Source organism: Pseudaeromonas pectinilytica, assembly GCF_054780855.1.
In genome coordinates, this window is record NZ_BAAGVN010000084.1 from 32,361 (window position 1) to 52,048 (window position 19,688).

Sequence of the window (19,688 nt, forward strand, 5' to 3'; positions counted from 1 at the left end):
CTTGGATTGGAAGCTCGGGCTAGGCTCGCGAATGTATGAAGGCGGTATAGAGCCGTGAGGGAGGCTTTGCTGGCGTCATGACTGTGGAGGCGGTACTTCCAGCTAGTCACCCTCGGCGGTGCGGCGATAGTAGCGTCCATCGCGCACGTAATAGCGAACGCCGTTGATGTCTACCCGGGTCAGACCATTCTCGTAATAGGGGTTATTCGTGGCTACCGGTTGGAGGACGGGTTGTGCCGGAGGCGCCACCACTTCATAGCGCCCGCCGTGAAGTTGATACCAGATTTCGTTGAACACAAAATAGGTCAAGCCAGCAAACAGCACTGTTCTGTACCCGGGCGGTAATATATCCACCATCAGACCCTGTGCAGGATGTGGTGGCCGATACCTATGGGCTGGGGGGGCAAAGTGTGCGGGGCGCCCATGGTGGGATCCGTCAGGTATAGGGCCGCCCGGTTGTGCCATTGTGGTCATCGAGACCAACAGGCCAATACTGAACCAGATAATGGACTTCATGTACAAATTCTTCACTCGCTCTGCCGTCTGTGCCAGCACGTCGAGCCTGTCGTTTTATCAAACTATTCAAGCATCAAGTATCCGGAATCAGCGGGGGCGTGGACAAGCGGGCGAGGGGTAAACTTCAGCAAAGAACGTTAACCCATGTAAGCAAAGCGGCCCCTTTCGGGGCCTGCCTATGGAAATGCTCTGTTGTTTATCCGTAGTGACGCTGGATCCACGCGGCGAATTGTTCACACATCTGCGCATCGCCTTCCTGATTGTCGGCAATGAGTTCGTTGCCATGTACCAGGCGGATATGGGCGTTCAATGCAAACTCATCCGTCGGTATCGGGCGTGAGGCGGCGGCCGCGATACTGGCCTGTGCGGCTTGCCAGCAAGCCTCCACGCTGAGGTTGCAGACGTTGGCGAGATAATCCGGGTTGAAGCCTTCGCCGGTCAGGCTGCGCAGCGTCTCGTCATGGGTCAGCCGGTTGCCCGGTTGCCAATAGTGATGAGCCAGATCTGGGCCTATGGCCGGGTTGTCGGTCAGATAGCCATCCCGCTGCAAGAAGAAGGCCCGGGTTTGCTCGACCGCCATCAGAGCCAACAGATAGCCATGATAGGAGCAGGCAGACTCCTGGGACAGCAAGTGCGGGATCGCCAGCGTCGGCCGTGGACTGGCCGCAATCCCGAGAATGCGCTGTTCCACCTCGCGGACCAGCGCCGTGAGGGCGGCAGGCGTCATCTGCTCGTCGGACATCTGGTAGCAGGCCCACTCGAAGTAGGGCACCAGCAAGATATGGCGTTCACCGAAGGCACGCATGGGTTGCTTGGCGACAATCAGCTCGTGGATCAGGCTGGCGGGAATGGGAGCGCCTTGCGGGTCGGTGGCGTAGCGGGTCAACCAGTCGGCATCATCCAGCAGACTGTCGCAGAACATGGACTGGGTTTCGGCATAGGCCATGGAGGTCGGGGCGAACTCCTGGGAGAAACAGGGAGAATTTTGCCGGATGTTGGCGAAGTGGGCGGCATGGCCTCCTTCATGGAACAGGGTATTGAGACCATTGAGGCCACTGCCAACCTGATCCGGTTTCGCCAGACTGGTGAAATTGATGGTCGCCGGTTGCCACTGACCGGCATTGAGAAATGCCGGTACTGGCCCATGCATAAAGCCATTTTCATATTTGCCGGTACGCTCGAGCAGATCCAGGGTCAGATTGGCGCCGGAAAAATCGATACGCAGGCGCTGAAAGCTGCGGATCCAGCGTGACAGTGCCGAGGCAAACGGCATATAGGCATCCAGCTTGCGGTTGACATCGCCACTGCTGAAGAAGCGCACGTTATGGGGCGCAGTTGCGCTTGCTCCGCGTTGTGCCTTGAGTTGTTCAAGACTCCGCTGATTCACATCCCGAGTTTGCACTTCGAAGCGATCGAGGATGGCAAACAGTTGTTCCGGGGTCATGCGTTCGCTTTTCTGGACCTTGTAGTCAAAATAGTTGCGATAGCCCAGGCTGCGGGCGAAGCGGTTGCGTTGCTGAATGATATCGATGAGTCCATTTTTCAGTACCCACTGTTCTACTTCCAGCAGGGCCTGATGGGAGCTAAGACGCTGCTCCTCCACTTCGTTGGTCGCCAGATTGGTCAGCAGGGCACCTAAGGATGCTTCGACCGGTTCTCCACTGCCATCCAGGTGGCTGGGTTTGAAGTGCTTGCGACGGGCGAACAGCGCGGCTTCGAGTTCAATCAAGTACTCCAGTTCTGCCTGGGCGCTGGCATTTTCGATGGCATTGCAATCGAAGAAGCTATACCAGCCACGTAAACCTACGAGTAAATCATCGCGCTCTGTGCTGGGCTCCTGCTGCTCCAGACGCTGGATATGGGTACGCAACTCCTCCAGTCGTTGGCCATTGGCGATGAATTGTTTGTACTGTTTTTCGGCTGCGGCAAATCCCTCATGATCCTCGCTGATCCCCATATAGGTATCCCAGAACAGGGTCTCTTTTTGATGATGAACAGCCAGATAATCGTGGTTGAGTTGACTGAAATAGGAATGCGCCAGATGCATGGTCAGGATGACTCCAGAAGATGGGTTCGATACAGGATAACGGCAAACGGCGGGGCTCTCCGCGCCGGGATGCCTTTAAAGTACGCCCAGGACTCGGCGAAGAACAGTCACCTAGCCGTAAAAATCCGCGGCAGCGAAGAAAGCATGCTTGATGCTTCATGGTCACTCGGATAGGCGCATGTATGACTCGAATGGATTAGCGGTTGTCATCCATTTTACCGAAGGAGTAGAGTAGCCGGGTTTGATGGCGGACCCGGATTTCGGGCCCCGGATAGTGGATGGAGCCGGTTATGCAAGGTGGTAATGCTCGGGCCTGGTATCGCAGCGGATATCGACTATGGGACCCGCTACGACGCGGAGTTATTTTTGTCTTCCTGACGCTCTGTTCACCCTTGTTGTGGGCCAAGCATGTGGACGATCCATGTCGGGCCGATTTGAAGATCGGTAGCTGGTGCCGCCTGGCAATCAATGATCTGCATCCGACCCAGCCGGGTGTGGGGTTGTTGCAGGTGCAGACCGAAGCCAATGCCTTGAAACATAAAAGCGCCAAGAAGTTATGGGCCCTGGCTGAAAAGAAGCGCATTCCGGTGGTGATTGGTCCGGATGGCCGTTTCTGGCTGGTGGACCGTCATCATTTGACGCGCACCTTGTGGAGCCTGGGGATGCGGGAGGTCCCCGTGGTCATTGAAGGGATCTTGACCGAACCTGAGCTGTTCTGGTCACAGATGCAGGCTCATCATTGGGCCTGGCTCAAGGATGAGCGTGGTCATGAGGTCAAGCCCGAGCAGTTGCCCAACCATATCGCGCTGTTACCTGATTATCCCTATCGTTCCCTGGCTGGCTTTGCCGAAGATGCGGGCCTGTATGCCAAGCAGGGGCAAATCTACTTCATCGAGTTTGCCTGGGCGCAATATCTGGGCGAAAAACTCAATTGGCGTCAGGTCACGGCAGACAATCTGCCGACCCTACTCAAAGCCAGCGAGATTCTGGCGTGTTTACCGGCTGCGGCCACGCTTCCTGGCTACCCCGGCCGAGCTTGTGAGGAGTGAGCCATCACCAAATTTCAGCTCATCCATCGTTCAAAAAGCAGACAGCTCGCAACCTGCGGATTAATATGGCTCTCATCGTTTAACCTGGACACAGGATCAAGATGCGCTGCTGTATATGGGGTTGCATGGGGTTGGTATTGTCGGTATTCACCCAGCAGGCGTCTGCGGGCGAGTATGGTCATTATCATCCCGAGCGGTTGGTGACGATCGACAAGGCGCACACTCGTAGCCAGATTGATTTTGCTTATCTCGACTCGTGGCTGGCCGATTTGGCGGCGCATACCCAGGCTGCACCATCCGGATTTGATACGCGTGATGAGCGGCAACGGGTGATGGCCGACCTGCAGGTGCTGGAGTCGATTGTTGGCTTAGCGGTACTGGAGCAGGGGACGACCGCGCTGCTCAAGCGTTGTGCCATGCTGGCAACCATGGGCTATCAGCTGGGGATTCGCGGTGCGGCCGAGCGTGCCGAGTTGGCCTTCAATCGCTGGTTGCTGCAAAGCCCGGAAGACGGGGATGCCCTCTACCGCTATGGCCAGTTCCTGCTGGTCTCGGGTCATAATAAGCGAGCCGCTTTCTATCTGGAAAAGGCGTTCGGGCATGGTGTGCTGGAGGCCGAATTGCCTTTGGCGATGGCCCTGCAACGCAGTGGCGAGTCCCAACAAGCCGACGAACATCTACGGCACTTCCGCTTGACCCACCCCAATCACCCTGCACTTGAATCTATGCTCACACAAGTTCCGGCCATGGCGGGCACAGCTTCAGGGCACCAAGACAAAGGGGCGCTCTAGCGCCCCTGGTTTTTTAGGCCGCTGCGGGGTTATCCGACAACCGCTACGGTGCGGCGGGGCAGCAACAGGTTCAATACCATAGCGGTAATGCCGCCGGTGGCGACGCCAAAGGAGAGCACGCTCTTGAGCAATTCCGGCAGGTGCTGCAGCACTTCCGGTACCTGCGCCACTCCCAAGCCCATGGCCAGAGAGACCGCCAATATCATCAACGCACGGCGATCCAGCACTTCGCGGGAGATGATGCGTACCCCGGCAGCGGCTATGGTGCCGAACATGACGACGGTGGCACCGCCCAGAACCGGCTCCGGAATTTGCTGGATAAAGGCCGCCACACCTGGCAGCAAACCCAGCAACGCCAGCATGGCAGCGATGAAGAAACCGATATAGCGGCTGGCCACGCCGGTCAGTTGGATGACGCCATTGTTCTGGGCAAACACCGACATCGGGAAGGTGCCGACCACAGCGGCCAGCATGGAGTTGAGACCGTCGGAGAGTACGCCACCCTTGATGCGGGCCATATACACAGGGCCATCGACCGGCTCGCCGGAGACATCGGAGGTGGCGGTCATGTCACCGATGGCTTCCAAGGCCGTCACCACAAAGATGACGGTGATCGGAATGAAGAATTGCCAGTCAAAACCGATGCCATAGCGGAAGGGTTGCGGCAGGGCGATCCAGGCTTCAGCTCCTTGCAGCGGGTTGAGTCGTCCCATGAAGAAGGCGGCGATATAACCGACCAGCATGGCGATGACGATGGCCGAGAGGCGTAACCAGGGGTTCTGGCTGCGTTGCAGCAGCACTATGGTGACGAGCACCAACAGCGACAGACCGAGATTTTCGCCACTGCCGAAGCTACCGTTCCCCATGGCGGCAAAACCGCCACCCATGCTGATAAGACCGACCTTGATCAGGGTCAGGCCGATGAGTAGCACGACGATGCCGGTGACCAGAGGGGTGATGACCTGACGGATCAGATGCAGGCAGCGACTGACGATGATCATGCTGATAGCCGCGACCAGAATGGTACCAAACAGGGTGCCGAGCATCTGTTCGGTCGGCATGGCGGCCTGCTTGAGGGCCAGACCCGAGGCGATAATCGGCCCTAAAAAGTTGAAGCTGGTGCCCTGTACCGAGAGCAGGCCCGAGCCCACTGGACCGAAGCGTCGACTCTGGATAAAGGAGGCAATCCCGGACATCAATAGCGACATGGAGACGATGTAGCGGGTGTCCTCGCCACTGAGTCCCAGCGCGTTGGCGATGATCAGCGGCGGGGTGATGATGCCGACAAACATGGCCAGCATATGCTGCAAGGCGGCAAAAATAGTCTGCGGCAGCGGTGGTCTGGCATCCAGCCCGTAGACCAGATCATGATGTGAATTTGACGCTGGGCGTGGGCTTGCCGCCGCGTGGGGTGACGATTGGGTATCCATAAACTTCTCGCTGGCAATAAAGGGAGGGGTTTGAAAATGGGCGATATTTTAGGCGCTTGTGCTGGGAGATCCAGTTTTATATCTGATTGATTCTATTAATTTTGCTAAATAGCCAAACGTTTGTCTCACCTGGGATAGATCGTGACGTGGTTCCTGCTGATGCGCTGGAGTCCGAGGCTGCTAACTGGAATTTTTGCGTCACTCATCCAGATTGGCAAATCTTGTGCATAATGCTGGGCATGGGTTCAAGAAGCTTGGAGGCTGTTCATGAAATGTAGGATGACTTGGGGCCTGTCACTGTTGCTGGTGGGGATGCTTGCGGCGTGTGACCGGACCAATCCATATGACAAAGGGCCCGCCAACGAGGGCAATGTCTCGGTGATGGCCAATGAAGGGCGTCTGGTTGGACGCGGGCATATGGAGGTTGATGGTCACGTGGTCGCGGTGAAGATGAGCCGGGTTACTGTCGATGGCAAGGATTATGGTGCTGTCACCGAAGGGTCTGAGGTCTATTACCGTAGCAATGGTAATTTTCATCAATTGCTGGTCAATGGCGAAGAGCGTCATCCCACCAAGAAGAAGTAACCCGCGAGCCGGGAGTGTACCGAGATATCATCACCCATCGCCGGTGCAGGTTTGCACCGGCGATTGTGTTTGTGAGGTGTGCTACCGGGTTACGCGGTTTGTTCGTTGGCGGCGACGGGTGCCGCCGTCGTGCCGTGGGCATGGGGACGTTGTGCTGCCGGGGTGGCATACCAGTAGCCCAGACCCATGAAGACGACGCCGGAGATTGTATTGCCGATCGTCACCCACAGCAGGTTGTAGCCGATGCCGGAGAGGCTGTAGTCCGGGCTGTGGGCACCAAACCATGAGAGGGCAAACAGCGTCATATTGGCGATGGAGTGTTCGTAACCGGAGGCGATAAAGGCCAACAGACACCACCAGATGGCGATGAACTTGGCGCTGCCTTCCACCCGTTGGCACATCCAGATCGCCAGGCAAACCAGCCAGTTACACAGCATGCCCTTGGCCAGCAACACCATGACCGGTAGCTGGGTCTTGGCCAGTGCCGCCGAGTGCAGCAGGCTGCTGGCATCGGGCAGTAACTTGCCGCCACCGCTTTGCAGGAACAACCAAGCGACTAACACAGAGCCCAGCAAGTTGCCGACCCAGGATTGCAATAGGGCGCGGGAGGCTTGCGGGATACTGATACGACCGGCTTTCACCCCGAAGGTCAGGAACATGGTGTGGCCGGTATAGAGCTCGGCACCGGCATTGATCACCAGCGTCAGGGCGATACCGAAGGTAGCGCCCATCACCAAAGGACGCAGGGCCGGATCGACCAGATTACCGAGGGTAAAGATCAGGATGATCCCCAACCCCACGTAGGCTCCGGCCATGGCCGAGGCCACCCAGAAGCCGAACGGGTTTTGCCGGTCGAGTTTGACGATTCGCTCGGCAGTGGCCGCGCATTTGTTGATGGTGTCCGTAAACATGGAGTGCTCCTTGAGATGGAATAGCGCGGGATGCCAGCATCCCGCGACAGAACATCAGACGGCTATCTGCACCTGACCGGCTGCCACACGCACCGGGAAGCTGGTCACCGAAAAGTCACCGTTTTCCAGACAGTGACCATCCCGCAGGCGGAAGTGTTGTTTCTTCACCGGGCTGGCGACCCAGAGTTCGCCCTGATGCTCGGCAAGCAAGCCACGGCTGAGTACGCTGGCCTGGGCAAACGGGTCGATATTGTCCAGCGCAAACAGTTCGTCATTGAGCCGGGGACGGAAAATAGCAATCTGTTGTACCCCCAACAGGGCGCAGACGCCGGTGCCCGGGACTATGGTGTCCAGGGGGCAAATGGTGGTCCAGTTCGGGTTGCTCATGGCTGCTCCTCCAGGTGGATCTGATAGACAGGGATTCGTTCGGCCGGTGCAGCGGGTCTGTGCTGGTGGCGTTCGGCGACAAATTGCACCAGTGGATCGTGCTGCGGGCTGTTGATGAAGTGGGCAAAGCGCGGCAACTGACTGACATCGGCGACTGTCTGTTGCCATTCACAGGCATAGTCAGCGCGCACGGCGGCCAGATCGGCTTCCAGCTCGGCGGCGAGACCCAGCTTGTCCTCGATGATGACGCCGCGCAGGTAGTCGAGACCGCCTTCGAGGTTGTCCAGCCAACTGGCGGTACGCTGCAATTTGTCGGCGGTGCGGATGTAGAACATCAAGAAGCGATCGATGGTGCGGATCAGGGTCTCTTTATCCAGATCGCTGGCCAGCAGGTCGGCATGGCGCGGTTTCATGCCGCCGTTGCCGCCGATATACAGGTTCCAGCCCTTGTCGGTAGCTATGATGCCGACATCCTTGCCCTGGGCTTCGGCACACTCACGGGTACAGCCGGAGACCCCGAACTTCATCTTGTGCGGGGAGCGGATCCCCTTGTATCTATGCTCCAGCTCGACCCCCAGACCGACGCTGTCCTGCACCCCGAAACGGCACCAAGTGCTGCCGACACAGGTCTTGACCATGCGCAAGGCCTTGGCATAGGCCTGACCGGTTTCGAACCCGGCCGCGATGAGCCGACTCCAGATAGCGGGCAGATCATCCTTGTGTGCGCCAAACAGGCCGATGCGCTGGGCGCCGGTGATCTTGGTATACAGTTGGTAATCCCGCGCCACCTCGGCCACCACCATCAGGCCCTCGGGGGTGACTTCGCCACCGGCCATCCGCGGGATCACCGAGTAGGTGCCATCTTTTTGCATGTTGCCGAGGAAGATGTCGTTGGTGTCCTGCAGCCCGGTGAGTTGGGGAGAAAGCACATACTCATTCCAGCAGGATGCCAGAATGGAGCCTATGGTCGGTTTGCACACCTCGCAGCCATAGCCGTGGCCGTGTTGCGCAATGGCCTGCTCGAAGCTTTTGATCTGGCCTACCTTGAGAAGATGGAACAACTCCTGGCGGGAGTAGGGGAAGTGTTCGCAGAGGTGATTCTTGACCTCGACCCCCTGCTTGGCCAGTTCGCTGTTGAGTACCTGGGTAATGAGGGGCACGCACCCGCCACAGCCGGTTCCGGCTTTGGTCTCGGCCTTGAGGGCGGCGAGAGTGTGGTGACCCGCGGCCACGGCGGCGGCGATGCGCCCCTTGGTAACATCAAAACAGGAGCAGATCTGGGCGCTGTCCGGCAGGGCATCGACGCCCAGCGTCGGTTTGGCACCGGCATAGGCGGGCAGGATCAGGCTATCCGGATGGGCCGGTAAAGGCAGCCCGTTAAGCTTCATCTGCAGCAGATTGCCGTAATCCTCCACATCGCCGACCAGCACGGCGCCGAGCAGGCTCTGGCCATCGGCGCTGACCACGATCTTCTTGTAGATCCCGGCGTGATCATCCTGGAACACATAGCTGTGGCTGCCGGGCGTGCGACCGTGGGCATCGCCGATCGAGCCAACGGAAACCCCCAGTAGCTTGAGCTTGGCGCTCATATCGGCGCCTTCGAAGCGACTGTTGCCACCGAGCAGCTGATCGACCACGATCTGGGCCATCTTGTAACCCGGGGCGACCAGACCGAAGAAGCGGCCCTGCCAGGCGGCGCATTCGCCGATGGCATAAATATGCGGATCCGAGGTGACACAGTGATCATCGATGACGATACCGCCCCGTTCGGCAATCGCCAGCTGGCTGTAGCGCCCCAGCGTGTCTTGCGGGCGGATGCCGGTGGAGAACACCACCACGTCCACTTCCAATTGGGTGCCATCGGCAAAGTTCAGGCGGTGGGCCGCGGTTTTGCCGCCGTGCATCAGGATCTCCTGAGTGCTCTTGCCGGTATGAACCTGTACCCCCATGGCCTCAATCTTGCGGCGTAACAGCTCACCGCCCATGCGATCCAGCTGTTCGGCCATCAGCACGGGCGCAAACTCCACGACATGGGTTTCCAGCCCCAGCGCCTTGAGGGCACCAGCGGCCTCGAGACCCAGCAAGCCGCCGCCGATGACCACGCCACTCTTGCCCTGTTTGGCGGCGGCGCGGATGGCTTTGAGGTCTTCGATGGTGCGGTAGACGAAACATTCATGATGGCTGCTGCCGGTGATCGGCGGCACCCAGGGGTAGGAGCCGGTGGCCAGGATCAGGGCATCGTACTCGACGACAGTGCCCTTGTTGGAATGCACTTGCCGCTGCTGGACATCGATCTGCTTGACCGCTTCGTTGAGCAGCACGCGGATCCCCTGCTTCTCGTAGAAGCCGGGCTTGACCAGGGAGAGCTCCTCGCTGGTGTGATGGGAGAAATAGGAGGAGAGGTGTACCCGGTCATAGGCCAGACGGGGCTCGGCGCAAAAGACGGTGATCTCGAATTGGCCCGCATCGCTGCGCTCACAGAGTTCTTCTAAAAAACGGTGTCCGACCATGCCGTTGCCGACCACGACCAGACGCTGCTTGGGAAGAGTATGCATTGTTTGGATCCTTCTAATCGGCGCCCCGCTGGCGGAGCGCACTGATAAACCATCAATAGAGTCTGCTGTTGGCAGAGGCTTAGCCCAGAGTGACTTGCAGGTTACTGCGCGGCGTACTGGCGCAGGCGAGCACATAGCCTTCGGCAATCTGCTCGGCGCTCAGAGCCAGTTGCGGGCCGCTGGCGACCTCGCCCTGCTCGAGCTTGCACTTGCAACTGCCACAGACACCGGAGCGGCAGGCACCGATGATCGGCAATCCTTCGCGCTCCAGAGCGGCCAGCAGGGTCTCATCCGTGCCAATATGACCCTGATGGCCAAAGGCCGGGACCGACAGGCTGAAGCCGGGAGCCGACAGGCCGACATCGGCAGTGGCGCCCTGTGGGCTGGTACCGACATGAGGGGCAGATCCCGGAGCGGTACTGGGTGAAAAATCTTCCTGATACAGGGCAATGTTCTGATAGGCCGGTGCGGCCAGCAGGGTCTTGACCGCGCTCATGTAACCGCCGGGACCACACAGGAAGATGGCGTAATCGCTCAGCGGTGCAGTCAGGGTCGCCAGGTGCTCGGCACTCAGACGGCCTTCGATACACGGCAGATCGCTGGAAGCCTGCTCGAGCAGCAGGGTCAGATGAAAATTGGAATGACGCTGGGCCCAGTGCACCAGTTGTTGCCGGGCGATGAGATCACCGGCATGGCGTGCACTGTGCACGAAATGGATCTGGCAATCGGCGTGCAGATCCAGCAGGGCGCGACCGATGGAGAGCATGGGCGTGATGCCGCTGCCGCCGCTGAGTAGCAGGAGGTTACGGGGCAAGGTGTCGGGCAGATGAAACTGGCCGCTGGGAGCCAGTGCCCGCAGGGTCATCCCCGGCTGCAGGGTATCCAGCAAATAGTTAGAGACGCGTCCACCCGCGACTCGCTTGACGGTAATGGCCAGCGTGTTGGGACGGGTGGGGGAGGAGGAGAGTGAATAGGCGCGATGGAGGCGCTGTCCGTCGAGTGTGACGCTCAACAGTAAGAATTGACCGGGCCGATAGTGAAAACGGCTCGGTTGGGGATGGGTCTGAAACACCAGCGTGGTGGCGGTGATGGTGTCGCCATCCCGGGTTTCATCCTGCCGGTGCAGACATATCAGTTCACGTTCGCCCTCGCTCCAGAGTGGGGCTGTGAGCAGACTTGAAAGTGGCATCATAGCGGGTTCCTGTCGGTGGCTGACCGAGGGTGCGGTCGTTCTCTCACGGTAATTCCTGATCGTTGGGCAATCTCTGATCGTCCGGCAATCTTTGGTCGTTCGGTCATCACCGGATCGTTCAAGTAAGGTCGTCGCCTTGGGTGAACAGAAAAAATGGCCCTCGGCTCTTGAGGAGCAGAGGGCCATCCTATCAGGCGGCCAGCATATCGGCCAAGTCCTGTTCGACGGTGCCAATCAGTTTCAGATCGAAGTTCTCCTGCAGATAGGCCAGCAGGTTCGGCGTCAGGAAGCCCGGTACGGTGGGACCGACACGGATGCCCTTGATGCCTAAAGAGAGCAGGGTCAGCAGGATGACAATCGCCTTCTGTTCGAACCAGGAGAGTACCATCGACAGCGGTAACTCATTGACACCACAGCCGAACTCGTTCGCCAGCGCGATGGCCAACTGGATGGCTGAGTAGGCATCGTTGCACTGGCCAACATCCAGGAAACGCGGGATGCCGTTGATGTCGCCGTATTCGAAGGTGTTGAAACGGAACTTGCCGCAGGCCAGGGTCAGGATCACACAGTCGTCTGGTACCGCCTTGGCCATGTCGGTGTAGTAGCTGCGCTCGGACTTGTCGCCATCGCAGCCGCCGATCAGGAAGAAGTGCTTGATGTTGCCGGCCTTGACCTGCTCGATCACCGCCGGAGCCGCCGCCATCAGCGCATTGCGGGCAAAGCCGGTGCTGGTATAGGCCGGGATCTCGCTATGCGGGTAGCCCGCCAGGGATTGCGCCTTGGCGATCACTTCCGAGAAGTCATCTCCTTCCAGGTGGGTGACACCAGGCCAGCCGACGATGCTGCGGGTGTAGATCCGATCCCGGTACTGACCGACATCCGGATTGATGATGCAGTTGGAGGTCATGACGATGGCGCCGGGGAAGGCGGCAAACTCTTTTTGCTGGTTTTGCCAAGCGGTGCCGTAGTTGCCGACCAGATGAGGATACTTCTTCAATTCCGGGTAGCCGTGGGCGGGCAGCATCTCGCCGTGGGTGTAGACGTTGATGTCGGTGCCGACAGTCTGCTCGAGGATCTTCTGCAGATCATGCAGATCGTGGCCGGAGACCAGGATGGCTTTACCCGCCACCGCCTTGATATTGACCTGTACCGGCTCGGGGTGACCGAAAGTTTCGGTTTCGCCTTTGTCCAGCATGGCCATGATGCGGTAGTTCATGGTACCGATGCGCATGGCACAGGCCAGCAGTTCGTTCATATCGCTGGGATCGGTACCCAGCCAGGCCATGATGTCGTGGAATTCGGCACCGACCGCATCATCCTGCTCACCCAGCACCCGGGCGTGTTCCATGTAGGCGGCGGCGCCTTTGAGACCATACAGACACAGCAGACGCAGGCCGAGGATATCGGCTCCGACTTCGCTCAGGCCGCGATTGACCGCAGCACTGGGAGCCAGGGTCAGCAGGGTGGCTTTTTCGCTGGTCAGTTCCACGGCGGCAGGACCCGTCATCAGGGCTGGGGTCTGACGGGCGGCCAGACAGGCGGCTTCATAACGCTCCTTGAGGCTGGCACGGTTACGTTGGGCTTCGTCGATGAAGGCAATGATACGTTGGCTATCGAAGTTGACGTTGGTCAGGGTGGCAAAGAAGGCCTGACAGACATAGGCGTCGATGTGGCGATCGATAATGCCGAACTCCCGCGCCTTGAGGGCATAGGCACTGACGCCCTGCAGCAGATAGATGAGCACATCTTGCAGATCCGAGACTTCGCTGGTCTTGCCGCACATGCCCATGGCGTAGCTGCAACCGGTGGCAACCGGGGTACGAATGGTGTGTTCACATTGGACGCAAAACATGGGGAGAGCTCCTTGCACAAATCCTGATAAAAGGCGGCCGAACTCGCAGTTCAGCGCCCAGACCAGAATAGGGATTACAAGGAGCGTGCCAGGATATTTTATTGAATATAAACAATAAGATATCTGTGTTAATGGTTTGTTGTGTGTCTATTTGACCTCGCAAAGGACTGAGTCGTATTGACTCTGGGTGTTATTTTGACTCGATCCCGGAATGGGCCTGGGCCTGCTCGCGCAGCCGACCGATTTTGTTCCAGAGCTGCTCCACCTGCTGACTATGTTGCCGGTAGTAAAAGGGGTTAAACACCAAAAAGTAATCCTTACGCAGCAAGGAGATGGGCAACTTTTCGAAGCGTCCCGGAAAATGTGCAATGGCGGCATCACCGGATTCCTCCAGCGTGGCATAAGCACAGATCCGGCCTTTTTCCAGACGTTTGAGATTATGTTCACTGTCATTGGCACCGCTGTGGGGGATGCCGCGTTCGTCCAGATAACTGCCAATCGACCACCCCTCATTGAATCCCACCACACAGGCGTGCGGGGTGAGCGTTTTCCCATCCCAATCGACATCGGAACCCTGGCGCCGATAGAGCACATAATTTAAGGTCGCCAGGCGCCGACTGGCGTCGAGGCGACCACCCTGCTGCGGGTAGATCAGTTGCAGACTGCGGGCCTTGGTCCAAGAGTAGAACAGGGCGCCATCACTCTGTTCATGGATGGCGGCATGCAAGACGCGCAAGTTCGGCAGTCGCTGCCAGACAATCAGGCACCCCAGCTCGCGCGCAGCTTGTGTCACCAGTTCAATGGCTCTGCCTTGAGGCTCAGCACTGGGCACCGCCCGCTCGATATGGGGCGGGATCGGCTCGTCATGGTAACCCAGAGTGATCAGGCACGCGGCCTGCGCCTGGGTACAGAGCAGCCCGGCGCAGAGTAAGGGCAAGAGTCCGTATCGTCGGGCGATGTGCGCGACATCTTGCTCGCTATCAGGATGGGCACGGGGCCGGGACATAATCCGGACGTGTGGTTGCAAAGCCATGGGATCACCGGTGCTGAAACAGACCTGTTAAGAGTATAGATGCCGACCCGATAAGGGTTGGCTGCGAAGTGAGTGCTTCATGGGGCCCGCTAATTGTTCCCTGTGGCCAGCTTCTCGCGCAGGAAATCCAGCCAGACCCGTAATCGCGGATTGCGCTGGGCATCGGAGTAGAACACCGCATTGATCGGGCGCGAGGCTCCGCTGTTGGAGCGCGCCAGCACTTCGACCAGGGCGCCACTGGCTCGATCGGCCGCAGTCATGAAATCCGACAAACAGACCAGGCCCTCACCGGCCAGAGCCAACTGGCGCGGATCTGGGGCGTGATCGGCAGACGATCGCCCTGTTCACCGAGCAAAGGCCAGTGGTTGAGATGCTCCGGGGTGATAAAACCCAGCCGTTGATGGTCGGCGAGATCGGCCGGCAGGTGCGGCGTTCCGGCGCGAGCCAGATAGGCAGGGGAGGCCAGAATCCGCAGTCGTGAATGGCCCAGCGGCATGGCGCGCAGCGAGGAATCCGTCAGCTCTCCGATCCGGATGGCGACATCGATGCGGCGCTCCAGCAGGTTGATAAAGCCATCCGAGCTTTCCAGATGCAGTTCTATATCCGGATAGCGCTGACGGAATTCGCCGATGATGGGCACCAGTTGATGCAGGATAAACGGCGAGGCGGCATCCACCTTGAGGATCCCGCTGGGATGTTCACGCCGGGCCAGCAAGTTGCTCTCGGCGGCGCTCATTTCGTTGAGGATCCGCGCCGCGCGCTCATAGAACCATTCCCCTTCCGCCGTCAGGGTCACTCGTCGCGTGGTGCGATGGAGCAAGACGGTGGCTAGCTTGGCCTCCAGCCGCTTGACGCCACGGCTGACCACCGAATTGTCGATGCCCAGATTCTCCGCCGCCTGACGAAAGCTCCCGGCTTCCACCACGGCCACATAGAGGGCCAACTCATCGGAATGGGTCTTCATTGCTGCTCCAGTAACATTTTAATTCTGATTTTATCGTCATTTTTGCACATAAACGAGCCCCCCATACTAAGCGCCATCGGTTTATATCGCTCACTCTGTTTAGGAGAATGTTATGCCTCTGGCGCTTTTTGCTCTCACCCTCAGTGCCTTTGCCATCGGCACCACGGAATTTGTGATTGTCGGCTTGCTGCCGACTATCGCCTCTCAGTTGCAGGTGACTCTGCCCTCGGCCGGTTTGCTGGTCAGTCTGTATGCCCTGGGGGTAGCCATCGGCGCGCCTCTGCTCACGGCGGTGACCGGCAAGTTACCCCGTAAGTGGTTGCTGGTTGGATTGATGGCCTTGTTTACCCTGGGCAATCTTCTGGCTTGGCAGGCTCCGGATTATGGCACCCTGATCCTGGCTCGGGTGCTGACCGGCTTGGCCCATGGCGTCTTCTTCTCCATCGGCTCGACCATTGCAACCAGTCTGGTGCCTAAAGAGAAGGCGGCCAGTGCTATCGCCATCATGTTCACCGGTTTGACGGTCGCGCTGGTCACTGGAGTGCCGTTGGGTACCTGGATTGGGCAGCTGTTCGGCTGGCGGGAGACCTTTCTGGTGGTGTCGGCATTGGGCCTCATCGCCTGTGTGGGCAGTTATTGTCTGATCCCGGCCAACCTGCCACGGGGCGCTGCAGCATCCTTGCGGGATCAGCTTGTCGTGCTGACCCAGCCTGCGCTGCTGCGCGTCTATGCCAAGACGGCGCTGGGCTATGGTGGCGCCTTCACCGCCTTTACCTTTCTGGCGCCCATCCTGCAGCAGGTCAGTGGGTTTTCGGCCTCCAGTATCAGCTTGATCCTGCTGGTGTATGGGGTTTCCGTGGCGGTGGGCAATATCTGGGGAGGCAAGTTGGCGGATAGGAAAGGTGCCATCCCGGCACTCAAAATCTTGTTCAGCGGCCTGGCAGCCATCCTGCTGGCTTTGACCTTCACTGCCAGCCATCCGCTGCTGGTGGTATTGACGGTGCTGGTGTGGGGAGGCTTTGCCTTTGGCAATGTCCCGGCGCTGCAGGTGCTGGTGGTGCAAGAAGCCGAGCGTCATGCGCCGAAGGCCGTGGATGTGGCTTCGGGGCTGAATATTGCGGCCTTCAATATCGGGATTGCCATTGGCTCTGTGGTTGGTGGTGTGGTGGTCGAGCATCTGGGGCTGATGCACACCCCTTGGGTGGGGGCTCTGATCGTGGTGGCGGCGCTGGGATTGACCCTGGTTAGTGAGCGCCGACAACGGCGAGGCGCGGTCATCTTACCGGTTTGAGTCTGTCATCGGCCTTTCTTATTTCGCGATCATACTTTTTTACGATCACACTGTGCGCCGCAGCTCCCTGCGGCGTTTTTTATGCGCCAAAATCTTGTGGATATCGCTAACTAACCGACTTTTATTTCATCGCTCACAACGATATTCTCAGGGACGGAAAATCTAGTTGATTCAACCGGTTTATCAGGAGTTTTCCAGAATAACGATCGAGTCCGGAAGCCCGGGTGATAGATGTAGGGCCATGGTGTCCCGGAATGCGTGCAGTTAAGAAGGATGTAGTCGCGATGGTGTCAGCCCGTCAGGCCGAGGAACAAGAGATGCTGCTTATGGACTCGCAATCCGAGACGACGAGGGTGTCCGCTCGCGAGTTGGCGGCGCTGAGGTCGCAACTGGCCCAGCTCCAGCAGGAAAACCGGTTGTTGCATGAGAAGCTCAATGCCGCGCTGGATGGGACCGGACTCTGTCTGTGGCAGGGGATGATTCCCAGTGGTGAGCTGACGGTCTTTAATCTGCAAAATTTTGAACATGGCCAGATGGCCCCGCATTTTGAGCTCTGGCGTGCCAAGTTACATCCGGCGGATGCCACGGCGGCGCTGGATAGCTACCTTGGTCATCTCAATGGGAAATATCCCTTCTACGAAGCCGAATACCGGACTTTGTCACCGGATGGATCGGTAACCTGGTTATGGGATCGGGGGCGGATCATCGAGCGCGATGCCCACGGATTGCCGCTGCGCATCATGGGCGCCCATGTCGATATCACCCAGCGCAAGGAGTATGAACTGCGGCTGGCGCAGCAGGTGCAGACCGAGCCGTTGACCGGCTTGTATAACCGGCAGGCGTTCTCCGAGGCCAGTCAGTGGCGGATGGCGCAGGTGCAGGATGCTGCGGCCTTGCTGTTTATCGATCTGGATGACTTCAAGGCGGTCAATGATTCCCTGGGCCACTCCTGTGGGGATCGGCTGTTGCTGCGGGTTGCCGACTGGTTGCGGCATGTGACGCCCCCTAGCGGTCTGTTGGCGCGCATGGGGGGAGATGAGTTTGTGATCTATCTGGATCAGCAGGTCAGCGAAGCAACGGTGCGCCAGTTAGCGGGCCAGTTGTTGGCCCACAGTGCCGACTATCAGGAGCTGGATGGTCAGCCGATCCAGATCGGCATGAGTATCGGTGTAGCCTTGTGGCAGGGGAATGGTGTGGGTTACGACCAGGCGCTGGATTGTGCCGACCGGGCCATGTACCAGGCCAAACAGCTGGGCAAGCATGGCTATCAATTAAGCTGGCTGCCCGCGCCATAACCCTGCGATGTTCCTGGCCCCCCATCTTGGCTGCCGGAGCTTTCCGCTACGTTCCCCTGTTTTTCGTGAATGAATAGACGCGGCAATCGGTTTATTTTCCCTCCGCCTCCTGTCTCACTCTTTAGCTTTAGGCGATCAGAAAAACCCAGGGCGGCCTAATGGCCGCCCTGGGTGTCTGCGGTTGTCGGAGTCCTGACTCCGCTCCCTCAAGGTTGACTGCGCGGGTAGTCGGTCAGGCCGTGGGCACCGCCGCCAAACAGAGTCGCCGGATCATGAGCCGCCCAGGGCCGCTGCTGCTGGATTCGCTCTGGCAAGTCCGGATTGGCGACGAAGGGGCGGCCAAAACCGATCAGATCGGCCCAACCGGCGGCGATAGCGGCGCGAGCCCGGTCTGCATCGTATTTACCTGCGTAGATCAGAACATTGGGGAAGGCGGCACGCAGTGCAGCCTTGAAGGCATCGCGCATCACGGGGGCATCGTCCCAATCGGCTTCGGCAATATGCAGGTAGGCAATATCCAGCTCTCCCAGCAGGGCGGCGGCGGCGGTGTAGGTCGTCTCCGGATCGGCATCGACGGTGCCATTGAGGGTGGTGAGTGGTGCCAGCCGGACGCCCACCCGCTCGGCACCAATTTCGGCGATCACGGCACTGGTGACCTGGCGCAGGAAGCGCAGGCGGTTTTCCAGGCTGCCGCCATAGTTGTCGGTGCGGGCATTGGAGCCGGAGTCGAGGAACTGATTGATGAGGTAGCCATTGGCGCCATGCAGCTCTATGCCGTCAAAACCGGCCTCCAGGGCATGACGGGCGGCTTGACGAAACTCGGCAACCACGGCGTCGATATCCTGCTGAGTCATAGCCCGAGGGGTCGAGACCTCGACAAAGCCGGGCGCTTCGCTGCCGTTATCAATAAATACCCGTACGCCTTCGGCCTTGATGGCCGATGCCGAAAGAGGCTGGGCACCGCCGATATTATCGCTGTGGGTGACCCGGCCGACATGCCAGAGCTGGGCAAAGATCAGCCCGCCCTTGGCGTGGACCGCATCGGTGACCAAGCGCCAGCCTGCGACCTGCTCGGCACTGTAGATACCCGGTGTCCAGGCGTAGCCCTTGCCCAAAGGGTACTGGAATCTATTTTTGTAACGCTCACATTGATGCGTTGAATTTTGTTATTTGTGTTACTAGGATGTTGATATGGTACTTGGTTGTGGGTGTCTAATGAGTTCGTCTAGCAATAGTAAGGCCCGTGTGCTCAATGTTCAGATCAATCTAGGGTTGCGCCCGCATTTTATTCTCGATGAAAATCAGCAGTACGTAACGGATGAACATGGGCTCCGTGAAATTGCATATCACACAGATCGAGTTATAGATCGCTTCCCACTAATCTATTGTTCGGCACGTATCGACCTTTGTTGTGAGCTAAATCTATTTCTGATTCAGCGTTTCACTGGCGAGTTCTCAATGAGGCGAAATATGGATCAGGATCATCTAGGTGCTGATTCAGAGGGGGCCCGGGCCCGGGCAATGGGCCAACCAATTAGTTTGAAGACAGTACGCAGCCTAGCCGATTCGTTACTGCCATTCGTTAATTGGCTAGTTTTGGAAGATGCAGATTGGCAAGAGGTGGTAGCAGAGCCTCTTGTTATTACTGAGGAATCTCTAGATCTAGTGCCGATTTGGCGTTATCGGAATAATGTATACAAAAGGGTTCCTGATTACCATCGAGACTCAGCCAGCTTCAACAGGCGTTGCGGCATTGGAGCCGTTCGACAGCCGATCCTGACCAGTTCCAT

15 protein-coding genes and 2 pseudogenes are annotated in these 19,688 nt (G+C 58.6%); 6 read left to right on the forward strand and 11 right to left on the reverse strand.

The annotated features are described in order from the left end of the window. Window positions 1-102: 102 nt before the first annotated feature. Entirely contained in the window at window positions 103-516 is a 414-nt protein-coding gene (locus ACYVG7_RS06275; protein WP_460882360.1) for a DUF6515 family protein, read from the reverse strand. 196 nt (window positions 517-712) lie between these two features. Next, window positions 713-2,563, reverse strand: coding sequence for a M3 family metallopeptidase (locus tag ACYVG7_RS06280; RefSeq protein ID WP_460882361.1), 1,851 nt, complete (start codon window positions 2,561-2,563; stop codon window positions 713-715). Window positions 2,564-2,853: 290 nt separating this feature from the next. On the opposite strand from ACYVG7_RS06280, the gene ACYVG7_RS06285 reads away from it, so the two are divergent. Next, the gene (locus ACYVG7_RS06285) at window positions 2,854-3,612 is read left to right on the forward strand and encodes a ParB-like protein (RefSeq protein ID WP_460882362.1); all 759 of its coding nucleotides are present in this window, start codon (window positions 2,854-2,856) and stop codon (window positions 3,610-3,612) included. 101 nt (window positions 3,613-3,713) lie between these two features. Beyond that, on the forward strand, window positions 3,714-4,403 hold the full coding sequence (locus tag ACYVG7_RS06290) for a tetratricopeptide repeat protein (protein WP_460882363.1): 690 nt from the start codon (window positions 3,714-3,716) through the stop codon (window positions 4,401-4,403). Window positions 4,404-4,432: 29 nt separating this feature from the next. Here ACYVG7_RS06290 and ACYVG7_RS06295 read toward each other — a convergent pair whose 3' ends face one another. Then, window positions 4,433-5,833 (reverse strand): nucleobase:cation symporter-2 family protein, encoded by a 1,401-nt coding sequence (locus ACYVG7_RS06295; RefSeq protein WP_460882364.1) that lies wholly within the window; start codon window positions 5,831-5,833, stop codon window positions 4,433-4,435. A 267-nt stretch (window positions 5,834-6,100) separates the two neighbouring features. Between ACYVG7_RS06295 and ACYVG7_RS06300 the strand changes: the two genes are divergently transcribed. After that, a complete protein-coding gene (locus ACYVG7_RS06300) occupies window positions 6,101-6,418 on the forward strand; it encodes a hypothetical protein (protein ID WP_460882365.1) in 318 nt (105 codons plus the stop codon). 89 nt (window positions 6,419-6,507) lie between these two features. Here ACYVG7_RS06300 and nirC read toward each other — a convergent pair whose 3' ends face one another. The 7 genes and pseudogenes from nirC to ACYVG7_RS06335 form a co-directional block, all read right to left on the reverse strand. Next, complete coding sequence (nirC, locus tag ACYVG7_RS06305; protein ID WP_460882366.1) at window positions 6,508-7,329, reverse strand: nitrite transporter NirC; 822 nt, start codon at window positions 7,327-7,329, stop codon at window positions 6,508-6,510. Between the two features lie 54 nt (window positions 7,330-7,383). Next, complete coding sequence (gene nirD / locus ACYVG7_RS06310; protein ID WP_460882367.1) at window positions 7,384-7,716, reverse strand: nitrite reductase small subunit NirD; 333 nt, start codon at window positions 7,714-7,716, stop codon at window positions 7,384-7,386. Beyond that, complete coding sequence (gene nirB, locus ACYVG7_RS06315) at window positions 7,713-10,271, reverse strand: nitrite reductase large subunit NirB (RefSeq protein ID WP_460882368.1); 2,559 nt, start codon at window positions 10,269-10,271, stop codon at window positions 7,713-7,715. The genes nirD and nirB overlap by 4 nt, the downstream gene beginning before the upstream one ends. 79 nt (window positions 10,272-10,350) lie before the next feature. After that, window positions 10,351-11,463 carry an FAD-binding oxidoreductase gene (locus tag ACYVG7_RS06320; RefSeq protein ID WP_460882369.1) on the reverse strand — a complete coding sequence of 371 codons (1,113 nt, stop codon included), beginning with the start codon at window positions 11,461-11,463 and terminating at the stop codon, window positions 10,351-10,353. A 190-nt stretch (window positions 11,464-11,653) separates the two neighbouring features. Then, window positions 11,654-13,315 carry a hydroxylamine reductase gene (gene hcp, locus ACYVG7_RS06325; RefSeq protein ID WP_460882370.1) on the reverse strand — a complete coding sequence of 554 codons (1,662 nt, stop codon included), beginning with the start codon at window positions 13,313-13,315 and terminating at the stop codon, window positions 11,654-11,656. Between the two features lie 190 nt (window positions 13,316-13,505). Next, window positions 13,506-14,348 (reverse strand): hypothetical protein, encoded by an 843-nt coding sequence (locus ACYVG7_RS06330; protein WP_460882371.1) that lies wholly within the window; start codon window positions 14,346-14,348, stop codon window positions 13,506-13,508. Between the two features lie 89 nt (window positions 14,349-14,437). Next, window positions 14,438-15,312: pseudogene (locus ACYVG7_RS06335) on the reverse strand (LysR substrate-binding domain-containing protein). 112 nt (window positions 15,313-15,424) lie between these two features. Between ACYVG7_RS06335 and ACYVG7_RS06340 the strand changes: the two are divergent. Beyond that, complete coding sequence (locus tag ACYVG7_RS06340) at window positions 15,425-16,603, forward strand: MFS transporter (protein WP_460882372.1); 1,179 nt, start codon at window positions 15,425-15,427, stop codon at window positions 16,601-16,603. 254 nt (window positions 16,604-16,857) lie between these two features. Then, window positions 16,858-17,898, forward strand: coding sequence for a diguanylate cyclase domain-containing protein (locus ACYVG7_RS06345; protein WP_460882373.1), 1,041 nt, complete (start codon window positions 16,858-16,860; stop codon window positions 17,896-17,898). A 206-nt stretch (window positions 17,899-18,104) separates the two neighbouring features. Here the strand turns inward: ACYVG7_RS06345 and ACYVG7_RS06350 are convergent. Continuing rightward, a pseudogene (locus ACYVG7_RS06350) lies at window positions 18,105-19,016 on the reverse strand (alkene reductase); the annotation flags it as partial. Window positions 19,017-19,089: 73 nt separating this feature from the next. Here ACYVG7_RS06350 and ACYVG7_RS06355 point away from each other — a divergent pair. Continuing rightward, window positions 19,090-19,688: hypothetical protein (locus ACYVG7_RS06355; RefSeq protein ID WP_460882374.1), on the forward strand; the 599-nt coding region annotated here is incomplete at its 3' end.